The sequence below is a fragment of the Pseudohalioglobus sediminis genome (assembly GCF_008370495.1).
Taxonomy (GTDB): Bacteria; Pseudomonadota; Gammaproteobacteria; order Pseudomonadales; family Halieaceae; genus Halioglobus.
The window spans coordinates 233,195-255,678 of record NZ_VTUX01000001.1; the positions used below are offsets into that span (position 1 = coordinate 233,195).

20 protein-coding genes are annotated in these 22,484 nt (G+C 63.8%); 13 read left to right on the top strand and 7 right to left on the bottom strand.

Features of this window, described 5'->3' with window-relative positions; all coding sequences use genetic code 11:
• The first annotated feature begins 22 nt into the window (after window positions 1–22).
• From F0M18_RS01005 to F0M18_RS01030, 6 genes are read left to right on the top strand one after another with little or no spacing between them, the layout of a single operon-like run.
• On the top strand, window positions 23–979 hold the full coding sequence (locus F0M18_RS01005; RefSeq protein ID WP_149609525.1) for an AAA family ATPase: 957 nt from the start codon (window positions 23–25) through the stop codon (window positions 977–979).
• Window positions 979–1,920 carry a DUF58 domain-containing protein gene (locus F0M18_RS01010; protein ID WP_149609526.1) on the top strand — a complete coding sequence of 314 codons (942 nt, stop codon included), beginning with the start codon at window positions 979–981 and terminating at the stop codon, window positions 1,918–1,920. The genes F0M18_RS01005 and F0M18_RS01010 overlap by 1 nt, the downstream gene beginning before the upstream one ends.
• Complete coding sequence (locus F0M18_RS01015) at window positions 1,917–2,396, top strand: DUF4381 domain-containing protein (protein WP_149609527.1); 480 nt, start codon at window positions 1,917–1,919, stop codon at window positions 2,394–2,396. Before F0M18_RS01010 ends, F0M18_RS01015 begins: the two co-directional genes overlap by 4 nt.
• Window positions 2,389–3,423: a vWA domain-containing protein gene (locus F0M18_RS01020; RefSeq protein WP_149609528.1), complete on the top strand. Its 1,035-nt coding sequence runs from the start codon at window positions 2,389–2,391 to the stop codon at window positions 3,421–3,423. The genes F0M18_RS01015 and F0M18_RS01020 overlap by 8 nt, the downstream gene beginning before the upstream one ends.
• Window positions 3,420–5,198 carry a VWA domain-containing protein gene (locus tag F0M18_RS01025; RefSeq protein ID WP_262500788.1) on the top strand — a complete coding sequence of 593 codons (1,779 nt, stop codon included), beginning with the start codon at window positions 3,420–3,422 and terminating at the stop codon, window positions 5,196–5,198. Before F0M18_RS01020 ends, F0M18_RS01025 begins: the two co-directional genes overlap by 4 nt.
• Window positions 5,179–6,849, top strand: a complete 1,671-nt coding sequence (locus F0M18_RS01030; protein WP_149609529.1) for a BatD family protein — start codon at window positions 5,179–5,181, stop codon at window positions 6,847–6,849. The genes F0M18_RS01025 and F0M18_RS01030 overlap by 20 nt, the downstream gene beginning before the upstream one ends.
• Before the next feature lie 10 nt (window positions 6,850–6,859).
• Here the strand turns inward: F0M18_RS01030 and pepN are convergent, their stop codons facing one another.
• The 5 genes from pepN to F0M18_RS01055 form a co-directional block, all read right to left on the bottom strand.
• The gene (gene pepN / locus F0M18_RS01035; RefSeq protein ID WP_149609530.1) at window positions 6,860–9,514 is read right to left on the bottom strand and encodes an aminopeptidase N; all 2,655 of its coding nucleotides are present in this window, start codon (window positions 9,512–9,514) and stop codon (window positions 6,860–6,862) included.
• A gap of 8 nt (window positions 9,515–9,522) precedes the next feature.
• Window positions 9,523–10,323 (bottom strand): DUF2797 domain-containing protein, encoded by an 801-nt coding sequence (locus F0M18_RS01040; protein ID WP_149610080.1) that lies wholly within the window; start codon window positions 10,321–10,323, stop codon window positions 9,523–9,525.
• 45 nt (window positions 10,324–10,368) lie between these two features.
• Window positions 10,369–10,620, bottom strand: a complete 252-nt coding sequence (locus F0M18_RS01045) for a YeaC family protein (protein WP_149609531.1) — start codon at window positions 10,618–10,620, stop codon at window positions 10,369–10,371.
• Between the two features lie 72 nt (window positions 10,621–10,692).
• Complete coding sequence (locus F0M18_RS01050; protein ID WP_149609532.1) at window positions 10,693–11,559, bottom strand: rhomboid family intramembrane serine protease; 867 nt, start codon at window positions 11,557–11,559, stop codon at window positions 10,693–10,695.
• Window positions 11,559–12,443: an NAD(+) kinase gene (locus F0M18_RS01055; RefSeq protein WP_149609533.1), complete on the bottom strand. Its 885-nt coding sequence runs from the start codon at window positions 12,441–12,443 to the stop codon at window positions 11,559–11,561. The genes F0M18_RS01050 and F0M18_RS01055 overlap by 1 nt, the downstream gene beginning before the upstream one ends.
• A gap of 41 nt (window positions 12,444–12,484) precedes the next feature.
• On the opposite strand from F0M18_RS01055, the gene F0M18_RS01060 reads away from it, so the two are divergent.
• The 3 genes from F0M18_RS01060 to F0M18_RS01070 are packed head-to-tail and all read left to right on the top strand — an operon-like array spanning window position 12,485 to window position 16,133.
• Window positions 12,485–13,408 (top strand): DUF1853 family protein, encoded by a 924-nt coding sequence (locus F0M18_RS01060; RefSeq protein ID WP_188109539.1) that lies wholly within the window; start codon window positions 12,485–12,487, stop codon window positions 13,406–13,408.
• Window positions 13,395–14,309, top strand: coding sequence for an endonuclease/exonuclease/phosphatase family protein (locus tag F0M18_RS01065; protein WP_188109540.1), 915 nt, complete (start codon window positions 13,395–13,397; stop codon window positions 14,307–14,309). The genes F0M18_RS01060 and F0M18_RS01065 overlap by 14 nt, the downstream gene beginning before the upstream one ends.
• A gap of 3 nt (window positions 14,310–14,312) precedes the next feature.
• Window positions 14,313–16,133, top strand: a complete 1,821-nt coding sequence (locus tag F0M18_RS01070; RefSeq protein WP_149609536.1) for a phospholipase D-like domain-containing protein — start codon at window positions 14,313–14,315, stop codon at window positions 16,131–16,133.
• A 12-nt stretch (window positions 16,134–16,145) separates the two neighbouring features.
• On the opposite strand, the gene F0M18_RS01075 is transcribed toward F0M18_RS01070, so the two are convergent.
• Window positions 16,146–17,066, bottom strand: coding sequence for a 1-aminocyclopropane-1-carboxylate deaminase/D-cysteine desulfhydrase (locus tag F0M18_RS01075; RefSeq protein ID WP_149609537.1), 921 nt, complete (start codon window positions 17,064–17,066; stop codon window positions 16,146–16,148).
• Window positions 17,067–17,131: 65 nt separating this feature from the next.
• Between F0M18_RS01075 and F0M18_RS01080 the strand changes: the two genes are divergently transcribed.
• Window positions 17,132–17,815 (top strand): DUF3313 family protein, encoded by a 684-nt coding sequence (locus F0M18_RS01080; RefSeq protein ID WP_149609538.1) that lies wholly within the window; start codon window positions 17,132–17,134, stop codon window positions 17,813–17,815.
• 72 nt (window positions 17,816–17,887) lie between these two features.
• Here F0M18_RS01080 and lipA read toward each other — a convergent pair whose 3' ends face one another.
• On the bottom strand, window positions 17,888–18,874 hold the full coding sequence (gene lipA, locus F0M18_RS01085) for a lipoyl synthase (RefSeq protein ID WP_149610081.1): 987 nt from the start codon (window positions 18,872–18,874) through the stop codon (window positions 17,888–17,890).
• A gap of 146 nt (window positions 18,875–19,020) precedes the next feature.
• On the opposite strand from lipA, the gene F0M18_RS01090 reads away from it, so the two are divergent.
• Genes F0M18_RS01090 through F0M18_RS01100 form a run of 3 tightly spaced genes read left to right on the top strand, consistent with a single transcriptional unit; the run spans window position 19,021 to window position 22,453 of the window.
• A complete protein-coding gene (locus F0M18_RS01090) occupies window positions 19,021–19,746 on the top strand; it encodes a fumarate reductase cytochrome b subunit (RefSeq protein ID WP_149609539.1) in 726 nt (241 codons plus the stop codon).
• Entirely contained in the window at window positions 19,746–21,716 is a 1,971-nt protein-coding gene (locus F0M18_RS01095) for a fumarate reductase flavoprotein subunit (protein WP_149609540.1), read from the top strand. Before F0M18_RS01090 ends, F0M18_RS01095 begins: the two co-directional genes overlap by 1 nt.
• A complete protein-coding gene (locus F0M18_RS01100) occupies window positions 21,713–22,453 on the top strand; it encodes a fumarate reductase iron-sulfur subunit (RefSeq protein ID WP_149609541.1) in 741 nt (246 codons plus the stop codon). Before F0M18_RS01095 ends, F0M18_RS01100 begins: the two co-directional genes overlap by 4 nt.
• Window positions 22,454–22,484: the final 31 nt, after the last annotated feature.

The window sequence follows — 22,484 nt, forward strand, 5'->3', positions numbered from 1 at the left end:
CAACAGAACAACAGGAGTACGCGTGGCAAGCGCAGACGTCAGGGCTTTGCAGGAGTGGCTTAGCGGCCAGATTATCGGCCAGGCTCACCTGGTCCAACGCATCGTTATCGCCCTCCTCGCGGACGGGCACCTGCTGGTAGAGGGCGCCCCGGGGCTGGCCAAGACCCGGGCCGTAAGAAGCCTCGCCGACGGCCTGGAAGGCGATTTCCAGCGCATCCAGTTCACCCCGGACCTGCTGCCGGGCGATGTGACCGGCACCGAGATTTACCGGCCACAGGAAGGCAGCTTTCATTTCCAGCGCGGGCCGATTTTCCACAACCTGGTGCTGGCTGACGAGATCAATCGCGCCCCGGCCAAGGTGCAGTCAGCGCTGCTCGAGGCCATGGCGGAACGCCAGGTCAGCGTGGGCTCGGAAACCTACAACCTGCCGGAACTGTTCCTGGTCATGGCCACCCAGAACCCGATTGAGCAGGAAGGCACCTATCCGCTGCCGGAGGCGCAACTGGACCGCTTCCTGTTGCACGTCAACGTGGACTACCCCGACGCCGAGGCAGAAGCAGCCATCCTGCGACTGACGCGGGCAGAGGCCAGTACGCCGGCCGCTGACATGCCTGCACCCCTGCCCCAGGCATCGGTATTCCAGGCCCGGCGGGAGGCGCTGGCACTGCACATGTCCCCGGCGGTAGAGGACTACATCGTGCAATTGATCATCGCCACCCGCTCACCACAGCCCTATAGCGAGGAACTGGCCAGCTGGATCGAGTACGGCGGCAGCCCCCGGGCCACCATAGCCCTGGATCGCTGCGCCCGCGCCCACGCCTGGCTGGCGGGCCGTGATTTCGTCGGCCCCGACGATGTGCAGGCAGTGGCCGCAGACGTGCTCCGGCACCGCTTGCTGTTGAGCTTTGAGGCGGAGGCCGAAGGTGTCAGCACCGACCGCGTCATCCGTGAACTGCTGGCACTGGTGCCGGTGGGCTGATGCTGCGCCCCCAGTTCACCCATCCCGCCCGGGGCGCCTACGTTGCACTGGAACAACTGATCGCACTGCGTTTCCCGGCACGGCAGCTCAAGCTGGCACGCCGCAAGCGTGCGCTCAACCATATCACCGGGCCCAACAAGTCAAACTTTCGCGGTCGCGGTATCGACTTCGAGGAGGTGCGGAACTACCAGCCCGGTGACGATATACGCGGCATCGACTGGCGCGTAACCGCGCGCACCGGAGAGGCCCACACCAAGCTGTTTCGCGAAGAGCGCGAACGCCCGGTAATCATGGTGATCGACCAGCGTCCCGCCATGTTTTTCGGCTCCCGGCACTGTTTCAAGTCCGTGCTCGCCGCGCACCTGGCGAGCCTGCTCAGCTGGGCGGCACTGGACGGGGGCGATCGCATCGGCGGCCTGGTGTTCAACCACAGGGAACACAGCGAAATCCGCCCCAGGCGCTCGCGGCGCAACGTGCTGGCACTGCTGTCCCAGATAGAGTCATTCAACGCGTCACTGCCACTGGCGCCGCAGCGCGAAAACCAGAGCTTCGCGGAGATGCTTGCCAACCTGCGCAGGATCGCCAAACCGGGAAGCGATATCTACCTGGTCAGCGATTTTGCCGGTGCCACCTCCGAGGACGCGCGCAGGCACCTGTTCCAGCTTTCCCGCCATGCCCAGGTCACCGCCCTGGCGTGTCACGACCCGCTGGAGCGGGAACTGCCGCGCGCCGGCCGCTACGCCGTAACCGACGGCGAACGCCGCAGCGAACTCGACACCGCTGACCAGCGCATTCGTGCACACTACCAGCGTTCCATGGCGGCGCAGTCAGCAACCCTGCAACAGGACCTGCAACGACTGGGGATACCGCTGCTGGCGGCCAGCACCGAACAGGCCCCGCTGTCACTGTTGCAAACCTACTATGGCGAGGCCGGGCGGTGACACCGACAGACCCGCTGGCACAGCTCAATCCCCTGCGCGAGGCCCAGCCCATCGGCTGGTGGCCGCCGGCACCGGGCTGGTGGCTGGCGGCGGTGCTGCTGCTCCTGGCCGCGTGCTGGGCGCTGTGGTGGCTGTGGCGACGTCACCGGCGCAATGCCTACCGTCGCCAGGGCCTGGCGCAACTGGCGGCAATAACCGGGGAGTGGCAGGCGCATGGCGACAGCGCCGCGACCCTGGCCGATACCAACGCCCTGCTGAAAGCAGTCGCCCTGCAGGCCTATCCAGCGCGAGAAGTCGCGGCGGCGACCGGGGCGGCCTGGTGTGAGTTGCTTAACCGCGGTATGGACAATCGACACCAGTTCTCTGCCGCCACGCTGCAGGCGCAATATCACCCCCAGGCGGACGCCAGCGATGTGGACGCACACCTGCAGCGGGCCCGGTACTGGATTCGCCATCATCGGGGGCAGCATGATTGAGTGGTTGTGGCCATGGCTGCTGTTGCTGGCACCCCTGCCCTGGCTGCTGCGCCGCATGCTGCCACCGGCGAGCGGACAGGAGCCGGCCCTGCGCGCGCCCTTCTTTGATCGCTGGCAACAGCTGAGCGATACCCAGGGCACCGCCGGCGCCAGTAACCAGCGCCTGCCGATGCTGATGCTGTGGCTGCTCTGGCTACTGCTACTGCTGGCAGCGGCCAGGCCGATGTGGGTGGGTGAGCCTATCGAGCTGCCCAACAGCGGCCGCGACCTGATGCTGGCGGTGGATATATCCGGCTCCATGAAGGTCGAGGATATGGAGATGGCCGACCAGATGGTGAGCCGGATTCGCGCCGTCAAGCAGGTGGCCAGTGAATTCATCAGGCAGCGCGAGGGGGATCGCCTGGGACTGATCCTGTTCGGCAGCAACGCCTACGTGCAGTCACCGCTCAGCTTCGATACCGGCACCGTGCGCCGCTTCCTGCTCGAGGCCCAGATCGGCTTTGCCGGCCAGGACACCGCTATCGGCGATGCCATCGGCCTGGCGGTCAAACGCCTGCGCGAACGCCCGGCTGAAAGTCGTGTGCTGGTGCTGCTCAGCGATGGCAGGGATACCGCCAGTTCGGTGCAACCGCTTGACGCCGCCCGGCTGGCAGCCGACCTGGGTATCCGCATTTATACCATCGGCATCGGCGCCGACCGACTGACCATGCCCGGTATCTTCGGATCCAGCTTCGGCGCACGCCAGGTCAACCCCTCCGCTGAGCTCGACGAGGCAGGCTTGCAAGAAATTGCAAAGCTGACAGGTGGCCAGTATTTCCGCGCCCGCAACCCCGCTGAACTGGCCAACATCTACCAGTTGCTGGACCAGCTCGAGCCGATAGAAGTGGACGCGGCCAGCTACCGCCCGCGACAGGCGCTGGGATACATTCCGCTGCTGCTGGCGCTGGGGGCGAGCTTCGCTCTCGCGCTGTGGCGCAGCTGGCGATCGTATGGCCGCGCTGCAGCGCTGCCGGAGGGCGGCCGATGAGCTTTCACCTGATGCGACCGGAGTGGCTCTGGCTGCTGCTGCCGGCACTGCTGCTGTTCATCATCCTGTGGCGCTCGGGGCGCCACAGCGCAGGCTGGAGTAACGTGATCGACCCGGAGTTACTGCCTCACCTGATCGGCGAAGACAGCCTGCGCAGCCCCCGCCGCCTGGTGCCCGGACTGGTGCTGCTGGCCTGGGTGCTGGCGACCGTGGCCGCGGCCGGCCCCAGCTTCCAGAAGGTTGCACAGCCGGTATTGCAGAAGCAGGACGCCCTGGTGCTGGTACTGGACCTCAGTTACTCGATGACCGCGGGCGACCTGGCACCCTCGCGTATTGATCGCGCCCGGCAGAAACTGCTCGACCTCTTGCAGCGCCGGCGCGAAGGCCAGACCGGGCTGATCGCCTATGCCGGGGACGCCCACATCGTGACCCCGCTGACCGATGACACGCCCACGATTGCCAACCTGCTCCCGGCGCTACACCCCGGCATGATGCCGATACCCGGTTCCGCGCCAGCCGGGGCTATCTCCTCGGCGCTGCAACTGTTGCACTCCGCCGGCATCCGCAGCGGGCGTATTTTGCTGCTCACCGACGGCATGACAGAGCGGGACCGCGAAGCGGTGCAAGACGCAATGCGCGGAAGCGGCGCTAGCCTGTCCATCATGGGCATCGGCACGCAGACCGGTGCACCCCTGCCCCTGCCGCGTGGTGGCTTTCTCAAGGACGATGCTGGCGCCATTGTCATGCCCGGCCTGGAGGAGCAGAGGCTGCGCGAGCTGGCCAGCGCCACCGGCGCACGCTACATGCGTATGCAGGTGGACGACAGTGACCTCGACTTCCTGCTGTCACAGCCACTGCTGGAAGATGCAGACCAGATGCTGGCACTGGATCGCTCTGCCGATGCCTGGGAAGACCAGGGCTACTGGTTGGTGTTGCTGCTGCTGCCACTGACGCTGGCCGCGTTTCGTCGCGGCTGGGTCGTCTGCCTGCTGCCCCTGCTGGTACTGCCCCTGCCGCAGCCGGCGCAGGCCGGTATCTGGGACGACCTCTGGCTGACCCGCGACCAGCAGGGGCAACGTGCGCTGCAGCGCGACGACGCGGCGGCTGCGGCAGAGCTGTTTACCGACCCGGCGTGGGCCGGCACCGCCGCCTTTGCAGCAGGGGACTATGAGGCGGCCAGCGAGCATTTCTCGGCTGTCGACAACGCCGACGGCTGGTATAACCGGGGCAATGCGCTGGCCCGCGCCGGCCAGCTGGATGCCGCCATTGCCGCCTATCGGGAATCACTGCAGCGCGATCCCGGACGCCGGGACGCAGAGGAAAACCTGGCCTTGCTGGAACAGCTGAAACAACAGCAGCAAGAGCAGCAACAGCAGGGGCAGGACCCGCAACAGGGAGAGGACCAGCAGCAGGGGCAGGACCAGCAACAGGGGCAGGACCAGCAACAGGGGCAGGACCCGCAGCAGGGACAGGACCAGCAACAGGGGCAGGACCAGCAGCAGGGACAGGACCAGCAACAGGAACAGGAACAGGAGCCGCAGCAGGGACAGAATCAGCAGCAGGGACAGGACCCGCAGCAGGCCAGGACACAGGAAGCACTGCGGGCAATGACCGACGCCGACACCGCTGCCGACATGGAAAAAGACCAGGCACTGGAACAATGGCTGCGTCGCGTACCGGACGACCCCTCGGGCCTGCTGCGGGAAAAATTCCGTTACCAGAGCCAACGACGCCAGGCAGAAGGAAAATCGAAAGATGATGACACGTACTGGTAAAGCACTGCGTGCAGCACTGGTGTTGCTGCTGCTTCAGGCCAGCCCCGGTGTGTGGGCGGTGGTCGAGGCCAGCGTGGATCGCACTGAAGCGGCGCTGGGCGACACCCTGCAACTGGTGATCAGTGCCTCGGAAGATGACGAGGACCTCGGCAGCGCGGACCTCGCCGGGTTGCAGGACGACTTCCAGGTACTGTCCCGCAGCACGCGCAGCAATACCAGCATCGTCAATGGCCAGCGCAGCCACCAGCGTCAGCTGCAACTCGAAATCACCCCGCTGCGCACCGGGGTACTGGAAATCCCCGCTTTTACAATTGGCAGTAAACGCACCGCACCTATCCAGATACGGGTCACCGATGCACCGAAGCTCGATCCGGGGCAGCAGACAGTACTGTTTGAGGCGGAAGTCGATCGCGACAGCGTCTATGTCCAGGGGCAGGTGCTGCTCACCGTGCGCTTGCAGCAGGCCATCAACCTGGATGATCAGCGGATCACCGAACTGGAGGTGCCCGGGGCATTTGTAGTGCCGCTGGAACAGAAATCGTTCCAGCGCCAGGTCAATGGCCGCCCCTGGCTGGTATACGAGGTTCGCTACGCGCTGTTTCCCGAGCAAAGCGGCGCCATGGAAATTCCCGCGCTGCGCTTTACCGCACGCGAGAGTGTGCGCCGCCGCAGTCTGTTCGATTCCACGCGCGGGCGCGTGGTGAGGCTTAACAGCGAACCGATACGCATCGAGGTAAAACCGCGACCGGCCGCATTCACCGGCGATTCATGGCTGCCGGCACGCAACCTGGTAGTGGAGGAAGAATGGTCCGCTGATCCGGATGCGTTGCAAGTGGGCGCGTCGGTGACCCGCACGGTAAGGCTGCGCGCTGAAGGCGTGCAGGGAGCACAGTTGCCGCCGGTCCTGTTCCAGCCGGTTGCGGGCATCAAGCACTACCCGGACCAGCCCGCCATCAGCGACAGCGAAATATCCAGCGGCCTGCTGGGTTCGCGCAGCGACAGTGTGGCGATTGTGCCTACACGCGCAGGGCGCATCGAACTGCCCGCGGTGGAGATTCCATGGTGGGACACTGACGCCGAAGTGATGCGCACTGCCGTCATTCCCGCTCGCACGCTGGACGTTAGCGCCGCGGCGCCGGAGACTTCGGCGCCTGTCGGCCCAACCGCGCCCGCACTGAATCCCGGCGCCAGCACACCGGCGCCTGCCGCCGGCAGCAACCTGCTGTGGCAAGCGCTGACGCTGGTGTGTGCCCTGGGCTGGGCTGTCACCACGTTCCTGCTGTTGCGCCGCAGGGTGGCCACCAATGAAGCTACAGCGACAGCAGTGGCCAACTCCGCGCGCCGTGAATACAAGTCGCTGCTGGCGACCTGTGCCTCGGACCAGCCGGCAGCCGCGCGCAGCGCATTGATCAACTGGGCAGCAGCGCTGGCGGACGATCCGGCAATCACTTCCCTGCAGGCGGCAGTGCAAGCACTGGACAGCGACGAGCTCGCGGCCGAGGCGGAGCGGTTGGAACGGGCGCTCTACGGCAGCGACGCCCAGGCCTGGCAGGGACAGCGACTGCGCGCTATCGTCGAGCATCTGCACGCCAGGCGGAACAAGGATCGCCCTGAGCAGGAAGCGCGGCTGCGTCTCTACCCCACAGGCTGAGTTATCGGCCCTACTGCAGGGACTTGGTGACCACCTCGTAGACATCGGGGGAAAGGTCTTCCATCCCCGCCAGCTTCTCCAGTTCTGCACGCATCAGGTCGGCCCTGCCGCGGTAGTAACGCCAGCGCGTCAGCGGTGCCAGCAGGCGGGCAGCAATCTGCGGATTGATGCCATTGAGTTCGGCCACTGCTTCACGCAACAGGCGATAGCCCTCGCCATCGGCGCGGTGGAAGTTCAGCGGATTATGGCCGGCAAAACCGCCCACCAGCGAGCGCACCTTGTTGGGGTTGCGCAGGTCGAAGGCCGGGTGTTGCATCAATTCACGCACACGGGCAATGACACCGGCATCAGGCATCATCGCCTGCGTGGTCAGCCAGTGATTCACTGCCAGTGCTTCATGCTGCCAGTCGCTGTAGAACCGCGACAGGGGCTGTTGCCAATCCGCTTCACTGCCGTGGCAAGCCAGCACTCGCAGCGCCGCTAACCTATCGGTCAGGTTGTCGGCCGCGGCAAACTGCCCAGCCGCCAGCGCCAGGTGCTGCGCGTCCGCCCCGGCAAGATAGCCGAGGCACAGGTTGCGCAGCGACCGCGCGGCGATCTGCTCACCGCTGGGGGCGTAGTCGCCTGTCACTTCCAGTTCCCGGTACCGGGCCAGCAGCGGGCCGGCCAGTTCGCGGCCTATGGCTTGCTGCACGGCACGGCGCGCGGCATGGATAGCTTCCACATCAGCAGCGCCCTCCCCGGCCAGCTCGGCCAGGTAGTTCTCACTGGGAAGTGTCAGCATCTCCGCGACCATGGCGGGATCGAGAGTGGCGTCTTCCAGCAACTGGGCGCAGGCCGCCAACAACATGTCGTCCACGCTCGCCGCCTGCCCGGTAGCCAGTTGCTCCTGCACTTCCGAGATCACCTGTACGGCGAGGGTCTGGGCGCTGTCCCAGCGCACGAAACCGTCATCGTCACGGCTCATCAGCTGGCACAGGGCCTCGCGACTGTAGGGATAATCGAGCCGCACCGGCGCGGAGAAACCACGCAACAGCGAGGGCACCGGACGCTCCGCTACATTCTCAAATACAAATTCCTGGCTGGGCTGGTCGATAATCAGTACGCGGTGCGTATTGTCCGCGGTTTCCGCATCGACAGGCTCCCCCCGCAGCCGCAGTGGCAGGTTGCCGGCATCACCGAGCAGACCCATGGCGCAGGGAATCACAACAGGCTGCTTTTGCGGCTGCCCCGGTGTGGGCGGGCACGACTGGGAAAATTCCAGTGTATAGGTGCGGGCGTCGGCATCGTAACGGTCGCGCACGCGCAGCTGTGGCGTACCCGCCTGGGCGTACCAACGCCGGAACTGGGTAAGATCGACACCGCTGGCATCCTCCATGGCGCACAGGAAGTCCTCGCAGGTCACCGCCTGGCCGTCGTGGCGCTGGAAATAAAGGTCCGAGCCGCTGCGAAAGCGCTCGGGGCCCAACAGCGTATGGATCATGCGCACCACTTCCGCGCCCTTCTCGTACACCGTGGCGGTGTAGAAATTGTTGATCTCGATGTAGGAATCCGGCCGCACCGGGTGCGCCATGGGGCCGGCGTCCTCGGTGAACTGTGCGGTTCGCAACAGGCTCACGTCCTCTACCCGCTTTACGGTGCGCGAACCCATATCGGCAGAGAACTCCGCGTCGCGGAACACGGTGAAGCCTTCCTTGAGGCTGAGCTGGAACCAGTCGCGACAGGTCACCCGGTTACCGCTCCAGTTGTGGAAATACTCATGGGCGACGATGGATTCAACGCGCTGGTAGCCCTGGTCGGTGGTGATATCCGGATCGCACAGCACGCAGGACGTATTGAAAATATTGAGGCTCTTGTTTTCCATCGCCCCCATGTTGAAGTCGTCTACCGCGACCACGTTGAAGATATCGAGGTCGTACTCGCGGCCGAACACCTCCTCGTCCCAGCGCATGGAGCGCTTCAGCGAGTCCATGGCGTGCGCGCATTTGCCCAGGTCCTTGGGTTCCACATAGATGCGCAGGGTGACCTCACGGCCCCCGGCGGTGGTAAAGGTGTCCTCGACATGCTCAAGGTCCCCTGCCACCAGGGCAAACAGGTAGCTCGGCTTCGGAAACGGGTCATGCCAGGTCACCTGCTGCAGGCCGTTGTCCAGGGTTGTACTGGCAAACAGGTTGCCGTTGCTGAGCAGTACCGGAAACTGGTCGGGGTCAGCCTCAATAGTTACCGTGAACACGCTCATCACGTCGGGGCGGTCGAGGTAATAGGTGATCTTGCGAAACCCCTCTGCCTCGCACTGGGTGCAATACATCGAGTGGGACCTGTACAGACCCTCCAGCGAGGTGTTGTCCTGGGGCCGGATACGCGTCCGGCACGAGAGCACACACTGTTCGGGCACATCGGCGATCACCAGCGTGTCATCGTTCACCTCGAAGGCCTCGGGGGCCAGCGGCTCGTTGTCGATACTGACCTGCAGCAGTTCCATGTCCTGCCCGTTCAGCACCAGTGGCGGGGTGCCGTCAACCTCACAGGAGCGCAGCAGGTGCAGGCGGGAGGTAACGATGGTCTCCTCCTCCCCCAGATGGAAATGCAGCTCGGTACGGTTGATCAGGAAATCGGGGGCGCGGTAATCCGCCAGATAGATGGCCCCGGGTGTTGCGTCTCGCATAAAAGACCTCAGTTAATGGTGCCGATGGCGAGCTGATAGCCGCCATACTTGCGCATGTTGATAACGCCGGTGTCGAAAATCAGGTACTGGCCCTTGATACCCAGCAGCGTGCCCTCGACAAGGGGATCCTTGTCCAGATTGAAAGACTTCACTTTCTGCGGGTGCTCCAGCACCGGGAAGGTAATACGGGTTTCCTCCGCGCCGACCAGCTCGGTCACCGACTGCAGGCCGAATTGCTCACGTACCTGCTGCAGGCCGGCACTGCACTCGGCCATCAACCGCTGCCGCTCCGCCTCCAGGTCCAGTGGTTCGGCATCGCCCTTGAGCATGGCCTGCCAACTGGTCTTGTCGGCCACGTGGTCCTTGAACAGGGTTTCGACAATGCCGGAATGGTAACGGGAATCGACGCGGAAAATCGGCTGCGCCTGGGTGGCGCCCTGGTCCATCCAGCGGGTCGGCACCTGGCTGTGGCGCGTGATCCCCACCTTCAGCCCCGACGTGTTGGCGAGGTAAACCACGTGCTCGATCATGCAATGGGTTTCGCCCCACTCGGGCTCGCGGCAGGTGCCCTCGGTGTAATGGCATTTTTCCGGCGACATGATGCAGCTGTCACACTGGGCCAGGCGTCGAAAGCAGGGATAGCAATATCCCTGGTTGAAGCTCTTGTTGGTCTTGCGGTTACAGGCGATGCAGTTGATGACACCCTGGTAGCGTAACTGCACTACCTGGCCCAGCAGCGGGTTCATGTCTACAGAATTATCGTCCAGCGGCAGCGCGTAGGACACAGGTTGCTCCAGCGCCGTCTGCATCTTGCGCAACTTGCCCTCGGCCAGTAGGTTGGTCACCGCTTGCTCCTATTTCCAGTTGAGGGGGGTTTCGGCGGGATCATCACACTGCTCCCCCGCCTTGTGTCCCTTGTCGATATAGCCGACCCGCTCCTGCTCCGACAGGTGTTGTTGCCCCCAGGCGATAACGGCCTGCATGGCGTGTTCACGCTGCTCAGGCGTCAGCTTGCGGCCGTCCGGCCACTTGCCCAGTTCCACGGCACGGCGCAGACTCGCATAGGTTTCCGCGGTCATGGACTCAATCATCTGTTGGTAATCCACAGGTGCTCCCGGGTTGAAATGGATCGCAGATTATACGCCTGCAGCGGGCAAATGTGTTGCTGCGCCGGGTGATTAACCCTGTGCCGGGCCGCCCCGCCGGGCGCGTGCGAGCGCACCGAACACCAGGCCCAGTGCCGCGCCCGCGAGCAACCCGCCAAAATGCGCGGCGTTGGCGATAGCGCCGAAGCCCAGCACTTCCACCACCCCGAAAAGACACAGCAGTAACCAGCCCACCATGAACAGCATGATCGGCGCGGAGGGCTGAATCGCCCAGCGCGGCTCCAGCCACGGTGCCACCCAGGCAAACCCGAGCAGGCCGTAGACCACCCCCGACATGCCACCGAACAGGCTGGGGCCGCCGAACTGGAACTGGCTGACGTTGGCGATAACCGCCACCACCACGATCAGGCCACAGGTGTTCAGGCTGCCGATGGTACGCTCTATCCGCGAGCCCAGCTCCCACAACCACAGCATGTTGAAAGTGATATGCAGCCAGCCGAAGTGCAGGAATATCGGGGTGAGCAGGCGCCAGTATTGCTCACCCATGGGCAGGAAGCGCACCCCGTCGCGGGTGATATCCAGCGGCGAAAAAGTGAGCCAGCCCAGCCACTGGTCGGGCGCGCCCAGCAGGAAAGCCAGGAATACCGCCACACTGGCCAGGGCGAAAGCCAGGGTCACCGGTGCTGACCGCCAGGCCATCGCGGGTGCCCGCGCCGCAGGCTTGCCACCCGCCGTGGCAGCAATCCGGACCTCGCCGGCGCGCCAGGCGCGATAGAGTTCGGACACCTGGCGCTGGTGATGCGCGCTGAACACCTCCAACACCTGTTGGCCATCCTCCTCAAAAATCTGGTGGGCAACGCCACGCGAACGCAGCAAGGCAGTCAGCGGCAGCAGATCCTCGTCGAGCGGGACGCAAAGTACGCGATAACGTTCCGGCATCAGTCGACCAGCGCATTGCTCCAGCGCAGCTTGTCGCGACAGCTGGCGTAGAAGCTGTGGCCCAGTGGATGCAACAGGGTCAGGTGGTGCGGTTTCTTGCGAATATACACCGCATCGCCCGGCCGCGCGGTCATGTTGACCTGGCCATCACAGGTGACCGGCGGATGGGTGCGGTTGCGTTGCAGGATATCCACGCGGATCTCGGAATTGCCATCGACGACAATGGGGCGACTGCTCAGGGCATGTGGGAACATGGGCACCAGCACGATGGCATCGAGGGAAGGATGCATGATCGGCCCGCCACCGGACAGCGAATAGGCGGTGGAGCCGGTAGGCGTGGACACAATCAGCCCGTCCGCGCGCTGGCGGTAGACGAACACGCCGTTGATCGACAGCTCGATTTCGATCATCTGGCCCGAGGTGCCTGAGTTGACGACCACATCATTGAGTGCGTCGGCACGCGCCACCACCTCACCCTCGCGATGCACCTCGGCGTCGAGCAGGAAACGGTTTTCCTTGTCGTATTCGCCATCCAGCACCGGCGGCACCTGTGAAGCGATCTGGTCTGGATTGATGTCGGTGAGGAAACCAAGGCGCCCGCGGTTCACGCCGAGTACGGGCGTCTTGTAGCGTGCCAGGGTGCGCGCGGCGCTGAGCAGGCTGCCGTCACCGCCCACCACGATCACCAGGTCAGCTTCCTTGCCGATGTCGTCGCGCCCGCCCAGGCGTGCGCCGTGACCGGGCACCAGTTCGCCCAGTCGTTTTTCGAGGATCACCTCGTGTCCGCGCGCCGCCAACAAGGCCAGCAGTTCCTGCAACACAACATCGAGGCCTTCCTGCTTGCTGCGTCCAACGAGTCCAATCTTGTTAAAGGGCGCGGGCATGATCGCAGCCTATTCGGGCAAAGGACTGCTATTATAACCACGTGAGCGCCCTGCCCGAAAACACTCTTGTATCACTGCATTCCCCCGCCGTCCGCGACCTGGCCTGGGCCTGCTTCGCGCCGCCCTTGCTGCACACGGCGCAACTGCCCTGCACAATGCCGGTGACAAACTGCGCACTTGAACTCACACCGCAGCGCCGCGAATGGCTCCTGCAGCTTGACCGGCAACCGCGCGCATTGCTGAATCACCTGGCGGAACGGGCATCCCGGCGCCTGGGCCTGTACTTTGAAGCGCTGTGGCATTTTTTCCTGCTGCACGACAGTGAAGTGGAACTGCTGGCCCATAACCTGCCGGTCCGTGGCCGGAAACAGACGCTGGGCGAATACGACTGCATCTACTTCTGCCAGCGGCGACAGCGTGCAGTGCACCTGGAGCTGGCACTGAAGTTTTATTTGCACCACCGCACCCTGGCGTGCGCTGCGCAAGCCCATGAAAACTGGGTCGGGCCCAATACCCGGGACCGCCTCGACCTGAAGCTGCAGCGCCTGCTCCAGCACCAGATCCTGCTGTCGACAACGCCGGAGGGTGCCCGGGCTCTGGAACAGATAGGCGCCACCAACCCCCTGTTGGAAATCGAGCTGAAAGGACGACTGTTCCGACACATTGATTCCCGGGCACCGGCACCACAGGCTTACAATCCTCAACTGCCACTACAGCACTGGTGCCGGGACAACGAATACGGTGACCACCTCCAGGGCGCGAAGGTCGCGATCCTGCACCGCCAGCAATGGCTGGCACCGGTGTCAGCAGCATCCGGCGTCACCGTCACGGTTGCGCAACCCGTGCCAACACGGCAAGCTGAACTCGAGGACAGGCCGTTCCAGGTTGCCATCACCGATGCACAGGGCAATGAACAGGGACGGCTGTTCGTCGTACCCGACAGGTGGCCCGATGACCAACCCTAGACGCTCTCGTAAACGCCTGCTTGGCCTGCTGCCAATGCTGCTTGCCATCTGCGCTTGTGCGCCAAGCGCCTCCGCGCCGGAGCAACCGGTCAGACTGGACATCCGCTCTCCCGAACTCTACTCCGCACCTGCCGCGCGCACGGAGCTGCGCATCGCCTCGCTGAATGTTGCCCATGGCCGCGGCGACAGCCTGAACCAGTTGCTGGTTTCGCGTCGGGCCATTCGCGACAACCTGCGCAAGATCGCGCGCTTCCTGGTGCAGCAGCGCATCGATATTGTCGCCCTGCAGGAAGCCGATGCACCCTCACACTGGAGCGGCGGTTTCCACCACACAGACTTTCTGGCCAACCGCGTTGGCTACCCCTGGTGGACCCAGGACAGCCACGCCCGGCTGGGTATCGCCAACTACGGCACCGCAGTGCTGTCGGCACTGCCGATTACGGCGGCCGCCGGCCTGAGCTTCGCACCCTCCCCGCCAACTGCGCGCAAGGGCTTTACCGTTGCGGAAATACAGTGGCCGGTGGCACCTGGACACGAGCAGACGGTGGACGTTATCTCCGTACACATGGATTTTTCACGTAAGTCCGTGCGCGAACGCCAGAGCGCTGAACTCGCCGAGATTATGCAGGGCCGCAAAAACCCGCTGATCATAATGGGGGACTTCAATTCCGAGGCGCTGGCCTCGCGCCTGGTTGCGGCGGCCGCGACCAACGACCGATTGCTGCATACACCTGACACCGGCGCGGGACAACTCAGCACCTACAAGAACAAGCGACTTGACTGGATCATCATTTCCGGGGAACTTGAGTTTATTGACTATCGCTCCGCACCCGAGGTGCTGTCCGACCATCGCGCGGTAGTGGCAAGCGTGCGCTTGCGAAATGCTGAAACGAAGGATTGAGGAATGAAGTTAAAGCTAAACAACGCCTGGCGCGGCTGCGCCCTGCTGGCAACGCTGTTCCTCGCCGCCTGTGCCGCCACGCCGCCGCAACCACCGTGCAACCCCGACCGCCAGAACCTGCCGGACTGCCCCCCGCAAGGCGCGTTGCAGGATCCGGTAGTGGATCAACGCTACCAGCGCAGGTCCATTGCCGACGCCAGTGCGCTGCAGATAGACCCGATAAAGCTGGGCATGGAGGCAGATGTCCCGGTCAAGGACGCGCTGGGGAAAGTCATCGGCAGCAGCTATGAAGAATCCATTGCCTCGCTGGCGGCAAAAATGTGGCTGGTGGACAACGCCCGCTTCAGTGTGGACGCCGTCTACTACATATTTACCCGCGACCTGGTCGGTTACGCCTTCCTTGGGGCACTGTGTGAAGCCGTTGAGCGAGGTGTGGACGTGCGGGTTATGGTCGATTCGCTGGGCTCCAACCACCCCACGCATTCGGAACTCAAGGCCCTGCGCCACTGCGCTACTGACGGTGGTTTCGCGGTAAACAGCGCGGGCCAGCTCACCACACGCAAGGCCAGGGTGCAGGCCGCGGTGTTTGGCGCGCTGACCCAGCCCGGCAGTAATTACAACCGGCGCTCCCACGACAAACTACTGGTCGTCGACGGTTCGCTGCCGGAGTACGCCTGGGTAATGACCGGCGGTCGCAATATTTCCCTGGCCTACTACGGCCTGAACAAGGATGGCAGCCGCGACCCCAACGCCTACAAGGACCTCGAGCTGCTGCTGCGTCCGGCACCCGGTGTGCTACCGGAGGAATCAGTTGGCCGGGTCAGTGAAAACTACGTAAGCATCCTGCTGGCCAATCCCGGCAACAAGGTGCTGAGTTCAGGCATGGCCTACGCCGGGCAACGCAAGAAAATGCAGGAGAGCCTGGCGGCGCTACGGGCCATGCCGGATTTCCAGCGCGCCTATGACGCGATGCCCGTCTACCTGCAGGAAAACATACACCCTGTGCGCACACGCATTGCCCATGAGCTCGGTAATATCGTCAGCGACGATGTGGTCGGCAGTTACGATGAGAACCTGGCGAAAAATCCCAATTCAATCGTCTACATCGCCCGCAAGCTGGAACAACTGGACCCGGACAACAGGACCATACGCATCGTATCTCCCTACCTGTTCCTGCCACGGTACGAGCGTGATGATGGCAGCGTGTTTCACGACAGTGCCGACAATATCCAGCGCTGGCTGGACGAGCACCCGGACAACCGTCTCGAGATCGTCACCAACTCGGTGCTCACCAGTGACAATTTTTTCACCCAGTCCATCATCGACATGGACACCGCACCCAGCCTGCTGCTGGACGAGGCCTCGGTAAAGCAATGGCGCAAGAAACTCGCGGACAGCGAATTGAACCCGGAACTGGTGGCCAGCGATCACTGGCAGCGGATGATAAACAATCCGCGCATACAAATTTACCAGACCGGGCGCCTGGACGCTGACCTGCTCGGCGGCGACGTCGCCTATGGCAAGTTGCACGCCAAGTTTTTCCTCACCGATGCCTGGGCATTTGTCGGCACCACCAACCTGGATTACCGCTCGCTGCTGTTCAATAACGAGATGGGTTTCTACGTGGTCGGCGAGCCACTGCGCGAAGAACTGGTCGAGGAATTTGAGGCACTGAAGTCGCAATCCTACCGCTGGGGCACCCCGGAATGGCTGCAGATGCGCGCTGCGGTGCGGGAGAAAGGCGGCATGAAAGGCGTGACCAGCAAGCGCCAGCGCAGCCTGTTCAAAAACCTGCGCCAGACCGGCCTGCACTGGCAGTTCTAGGCGCTGCCAGCGCTAGCCGGATTGATCCCCGGATAGCCACGGGAAACCGCGCCGGCCCTGCAGGCCACCGGTGTGAATCGCCAGAATCGGTTCATCGGGCGACCACGCCGCGGTGGCCAGCTGCGCGTGAATGGCGTAGAACAGTTTTCCCGTGTACACCGGCTCCAGCGCGATGGCCTGCGCATCCTCGAAAGCGAGCATAAAACTGCGCAGGGCAGCGTTGGTACGTGCGAATCCGCCGCAGTGGTAGTGGTGCAGGATTCGCCATGACGCCCGTGGCGCCAGCCCGCTTTCGTCCAGGGAGGCAAGCACCCGCTGCTCCAGGTCTCGGGCGCCGCACAGCGCGGAGATACCAACCACCTCAATATCCGGCTCCAGGTCCGCCACCAGGCCGGCCAGGGTGGTGCCGGTGCCAACCGGCAGCACCACGCGGGTAAAACGGCGCCCGCTGTCACGAATCAGCCGGCCGATTTCGAGGCAACCGCGCACACCATCTCCGGACGCGCCGCCCTCGGGTATCACCAGGCAAGGGGCAAAGCGTTGCGCCAGCTCCTCGCACCACTCGGGGTCGCTATGCCGACGGTACTGCGTGCGCGAAACCGGGACGATGTGCATGCCCCAACGGCGCGCATCCTGCAGCATCGGCGTGTCCACTTCCCCCCCGCGAACCACGGCGATCGTTTCCATCCCCATCTCGGCGCCAACTGCGGCCAGCGCGTGCAAGTGATTGGACCAGGCACCACCGAAGCTGAGTATGCGCCGCAGGCCCTGGCGCCGGGCGCGCTGCAGGCTATGCCGAAGCTTGAACGACTTGTTGCCCGGCGCTGCGCCCCCCTCCCGGTCCAGACGCATCACCGTGACATTGGCCATTGGCACAGTGAGCAGGGGTACGTCACGCAGTGACGAAAATAGCGTTGAGGATTTCACGGCCATCGGTAAGATTGTCGCATGTCTCCGGACATCTGCATTATCCCGCTGTCATCAAACAAGGTGAAATCATGATCAAACATTTCCTGGGCATCGCTGGCGTTGCCACGCTCGTCACCGCCTGTACCGGCACACCCACCGTGGAGACCGGCGCTGACGCCGAGGTCATCAACGGCAACCTGCATCGCGTGGACAACAGCCGCGCGTCGCTCGCCTACGTGGACCCGAACGCGGATTTCAGCAAATACCAGCGCGTGCTTATCCAGCCGCTGGGCGTGGACAACGTGGAGATTATCCAGCCCTCCAACACCACCAGTGCCATACAGCGCAAAGAGTGGGCGTTGACCGACGCGGACAAACAGTCACTGCAGGAGATGTTCGCCGCTGCGATGGAAAAGCAGTTGCAGGAGCGCGGTGATTTCCCGCTGGCGACCACGCCGGACGATGATGTACTGGAGATCGTCGCCATGATTACCGCTATTGCCCCTTCCGGGCCCAAGGATGACAACCGTTCGCGCACCCCGGGTCGCAACTACGTGATTACCGAGGGTGCAGGCAGTATCGCCGTGGCCGTGGCCTTTGGCGATTCCGAGACCGGCGAGGTACTGGGCCTGGTCAAGGACGCGCGCAGCAGCAGCAGTTTCTGGGGTATGAACAACAGCGTCACCAACAAGGCAGAGGTGCAGCGCGTGTTCAACAGCTGGGCGACGCAGATCAATACGGCGCTGGCGCGAGCGACAGGCCGCGATCAGTAAGCAGCGCTCAACCCGTCGGGGCGACCGGACACGCGTGTCGACCCGACGCCGGTGCGGCCAGCGACGGGGCGGTTACAGCCCCACGTTGTTCTTCGCCAACACCTGTTCCGCGCGGTAGCTGGAGCGCACAAACACACCGGACACCACCTCCAGGAAGCCCTTGTCCAGGCCCCATTGGCGATAGCGTTCAAACTCTTCCGGGGTCACGTAGCGGTCAATCGGGTAATGATGCGCCGTGGGTTGCAGGTACTGGCCAAAAGTGACGATATCCACATTGGCCGCACGCAGGTCGTCCAGGCACTCGTGTATTTCTTCCTCGGTCTCGCCCAGGCCCAGCATCAGGCTAGTCTTGGTCAACACCTCCGGGCGGTGACGCTTGGCATGCGCCAGCACCGCGAGCGTCTGTTCATAACTGGCACGGGGGTCCCGTACCGGGTGGGTCAGGCGTTTCACGGTTTCGACGTTCTGCGCGAACACCTCGATGCCTGAATCCACTACTGTTTCCACGTCCTCCAGCACGCCGAGAAAATCCGGGGTCAGCGCCTCCACCGCGGTATCGGGATTGACTTCCTTTACCTTGCGCACACAGGCGGCATACTGCCCTGCCCCGCCGTCAGGCAGGTCGTCGCGATTAACCGAGGTCAGTACCACGTACTTGAGATTCATTAACTGCACCGAACGCGCGGTGTTGGCCGGCTCCTCCGGGTCGAGCCACCCCTTCGGGTTCCCCGTATTCACGGCGCAGAAGCGACAGGCGCGGGTGCAGACATCGCCCAGCAGCATGATAGTGGCGGTGCCGGAGCTCCAGCATTCGCTCATATTCGGGCACTTCGCCTCCTCGCAAACCGTGGCCAGCTTGTGCTCGTGCACGATGTTGCTGACTTTCTCGAAGGTTTTGCCGCCGCGCACACGGATACGCAACCAGTCGGGCTTTGCCAGCCGGCCGCTGGCGCGGTTGGATGCCTTGATACCGTCCTTGATGGCGGTAATGCCCTTGTCGGTGACGAATTTCTCTCCGCTGGCTACCTGCACGGCGGGGATGAGGTCTCGATCAGTCATGGCCTGGTCACGGAAGTCGTTACTGCGAAGCCGCATTATACAGAACCACCGTGGCGGCGGCGATCAGACAATTTCTTGAGCCATGACAAAGGCGCAACGGCTATAGCCCGACTAGAATACGGGGCAAGCTGGCGGAGTGCCCGGGAATGCAACACACGCTCAATCGCTGGCCCGCGAGACTGGACCTGCTGCAAAGCCTCAGTGGCCTGCTACTGGTACTGTTCATCTGGGGCCACATGTTTTTCGAATCCAGCATCCTGCTAGGCAAGGATGCCATGCTGTGGGTGACGAAAATGTTCGAGGGCGAGCACCTGTTCGGCCAACCCTACCCGCTCCTCGTCTCCGCTGCTGCCGCGATCGTGTTTCTGCTGATTGCCCTGCACGCACTGCTGGCCCTGCGCAAGTTTCCCGCCAGCTACCGGCAGTACCAGCGCCTGAACCAGCATGTCGGCAGCATCCGTCACCTGGACACCACGCTGTGGGTGGTGCAGGTCATTACCGGCTTCCTGCTGTTTTTCCTGGCTTCCGTGCACCTGCTGGTGGTCATGGTGCAACCTGACAACATCGGCCCCTACGCGTCCTCCGACCGGATCTGGAGCGGCCGTTTCTGGATTCTCTATGCTTTCCTGTTGTTGGTGGTGCATGTACACGCGGGCATCGGTATCTATCGCCTGGCAATGAAATGGGGGCCCTTTTCCGCCGCCACTTCCGGCCTCTGGCGCGGCCGCATCAAGCTGACTGTCTACTGCATCGTGGCATTCTACCTCTGCCTGGGCACCGCTTCCCTGGTTACCTATATGCGCATCGGTGCGGAACACGCACCTTACGCCGGTGAGCGCTATGACCCGGCCATTCACGGGGCAGCGCGCTGATGCAAATCATCTACACCGACGTACTGGTTATCGGCGGGGGCCTGGCCGGGCAGCGCGCTGCCATCGGCGCACGCCGGCGCGGCAACGACGTCATCGTGCTCAGCCTGGTGCCGGCCAAGCGCTCCCACTCCGCGGCGGCCCAGGGCGGCATGCAGGCGAGCCTGGGTAACTGCCTCGGCGGGGCTGGCGACAACGAGGACCTGCACTTCGCTGACACCGTGCGCGGTTCGGACTGGGGTGCAGACCAGGAGGTGGTGCGCATGTTCGCCCACACCGCGCCCAAGGCCATCCGCGAACTCGCCGCCTGGGGGGTGCCCTGGAGCCGCGTACAGCGCGGTGAACACACTATCAGCGAGGACGGCAGGCAGAAGACCATTACCGAGGCGGACAACGCCCACGGCCTGATCACCAGCCGCAATTTTGGCGGTACCGCCAAGTGGCGTGCCTGTTACGTCTCTGACGGTACCGGCCACGCCATGCTCTACACCATGAGCAACCAGGCCATCGCTGCCGGTATTCCCGTGCACGAACGCACCGAGGCTATCGCCCTGATTCACGAGGGTGAGCGCTGTGCCGGTGCCGTGGTGCGCAATCTCATTACCGGCGAACTGGTGGCCTATATGGCCAGGGCCACCTGTATAGCCAGCGGCGGCTTTGGCCGCATCTATCGCGTGTCCACCAACGCGGTCATCAACGAAGGTATGGGCGCAGCCATTGCCCTGGAAACCGGCCTCGCCACCCTCGGCAATATGGAGGCAGTGCAGTTTCATCCCACCGGCATCTTCCCGGCGGGGATCCTGGTCACCGAGGGTTGTCGCGGCGACGGCGGCTTGCTGCTGGACGGCAACGAACACCGTTTCATGCCCGACTACGAGCCCGAGAAACGCGAACTGGCGTCCCGGGATGTCGTGTCCCGGCGCATGGAGGAGCACATCGCCGCAGGCCACGGCGCCCGCAGCCGTTTCGGCGAGCACCTGTGGCTGGACATCCGCCTGCTCGGCGCCGAGCACATCAATGACCAGCTGCGCGAGGTCAAGGAAATCTGCCAGTACTTCCTCGGCATCGACCCGGCCAGGGAACTGATCCCCGTGCGCCCGGCACAGCACTACTCCATGGGTGGCGTGCGCACCAACCCACTGGGCCAGAGCCCGCAGCTCAAGGGCCTGTTTGCCGTCGGCGAGGCCGCCTGCTGGGACATGCACGGTTTTAACCGGCTCGGTGGCAACTCCGTCGCCGAGACCGTGGTCGCGGGCATGATCGTAGGCGAAGCCATGGCCGACTTCTGTGAATCCGATGCCGGCCAGCTGCAGTTCTCCACCGCGCTGGCGCGCGATTTCCTCAACCGCGAGGCGGACAAACTCAAATCCCTGGCCAACTGCGGCGGCAAAGAGAGCGCGGTGGAACTGACCCGGGCCATGCAGGAAACCATGACCGACCGGGTCGGCATCTTTCGCAACGGTGACAAGCTGGAATCTGCGGTCGAAGCGCTGCAGGCGCTGCAAAAGCGGGCCGCCGGGATCGGTATTCGCAGCGCGGCCCGGGGCGCCAACCCGGAACTGGTTGCCGCGTACCGCCTGCCGCGCATGCTCAAGCTGGCCCTGTGTGTGGCCCGCGGCGCGCTGCTGCGCACAGAGAGTCGCGGCGCACACTTTCGCGACGATTTTCCGCGCCGCGATGACCTGCAATGGATGAAGCGGACCCTGGCCAGCTGGCCGGGGGATGACGACGAACTGCCCACCATCGCTTACGAGGACCTGGACATCATGGGCATGGAATTGCCCCCGGGCTGGCGCGGCTATGGTGCCCGCGACTATATTGAGCACCCGGACACCGCAACCCGGCAGGCACAGATACAGCAACTCCTGGCCGATGCCGGTGACACCGACCGCCAGCAACAGCTGATGCCGTTTCTGCACCTGCTGCCGAGTTGCTTTCGCGGACCCAACCAGCGCCTGGGAGACGACACATGAACACGATCCCGGTGCGCCAGCAGCGCACGCTCAACATCAATGTATTGCGGCACAATCCACATGACCCGGAATCGACACCGCGCATGCAGGCCTTTGAGGTGGAAGAAGCCGACGCCATGACCCTGTTCGTGGCCCTGAACCTGATCCGCGAGGAGCAGGATCCATCACTGCAATTTGACTTTGTTTGCCGCGCCGGCATCTGCGGCAGCTGCGGCATGATCATCAACGGCCGCCCGGGCCTGGCCTGTCGCACGCTCACCCGCGACCTGCCCGACACCATCACCCTGGCCCCGCTACCGGGTTTTGAACTCATCGCGGACCTGTCCGTCAACACCGGGAAATGGATGCGCGGCATGGCCGAGCGCCTGGAAACCTGGGTGCATGCCGAGGGCCTGGAGCAGCTTGATCTCGACGTCATGGAAGCACCGATGGAACCCGCGCTGGCGCAGCAGCTCTATGAACTGGAGCGCTGTATCGAGTGCGGTTGTTGTATCGCCGCCTGCGGCACTGCGCAAATGCGCGAGGATTTCGCCGGCGCCGTCGGTCTCAACCAGATTACCCGCTTTCGACTCGACCCGCGTGACCAGCGCAGTGACGCGGACTTTTACCAACTGGTGGGTGACGACTCCGGTGTCTTCGGCTGCATGACCCTGCTGGGCTGCGAGGACATGTGCCCCAAGGATCTGCCGCTGGCCACGCAGATTGCCTTCCTGCGCCGCAGGATGGTTGCCACCTAGACCGCGCCGCACACCACAAAGCTGTCTGACG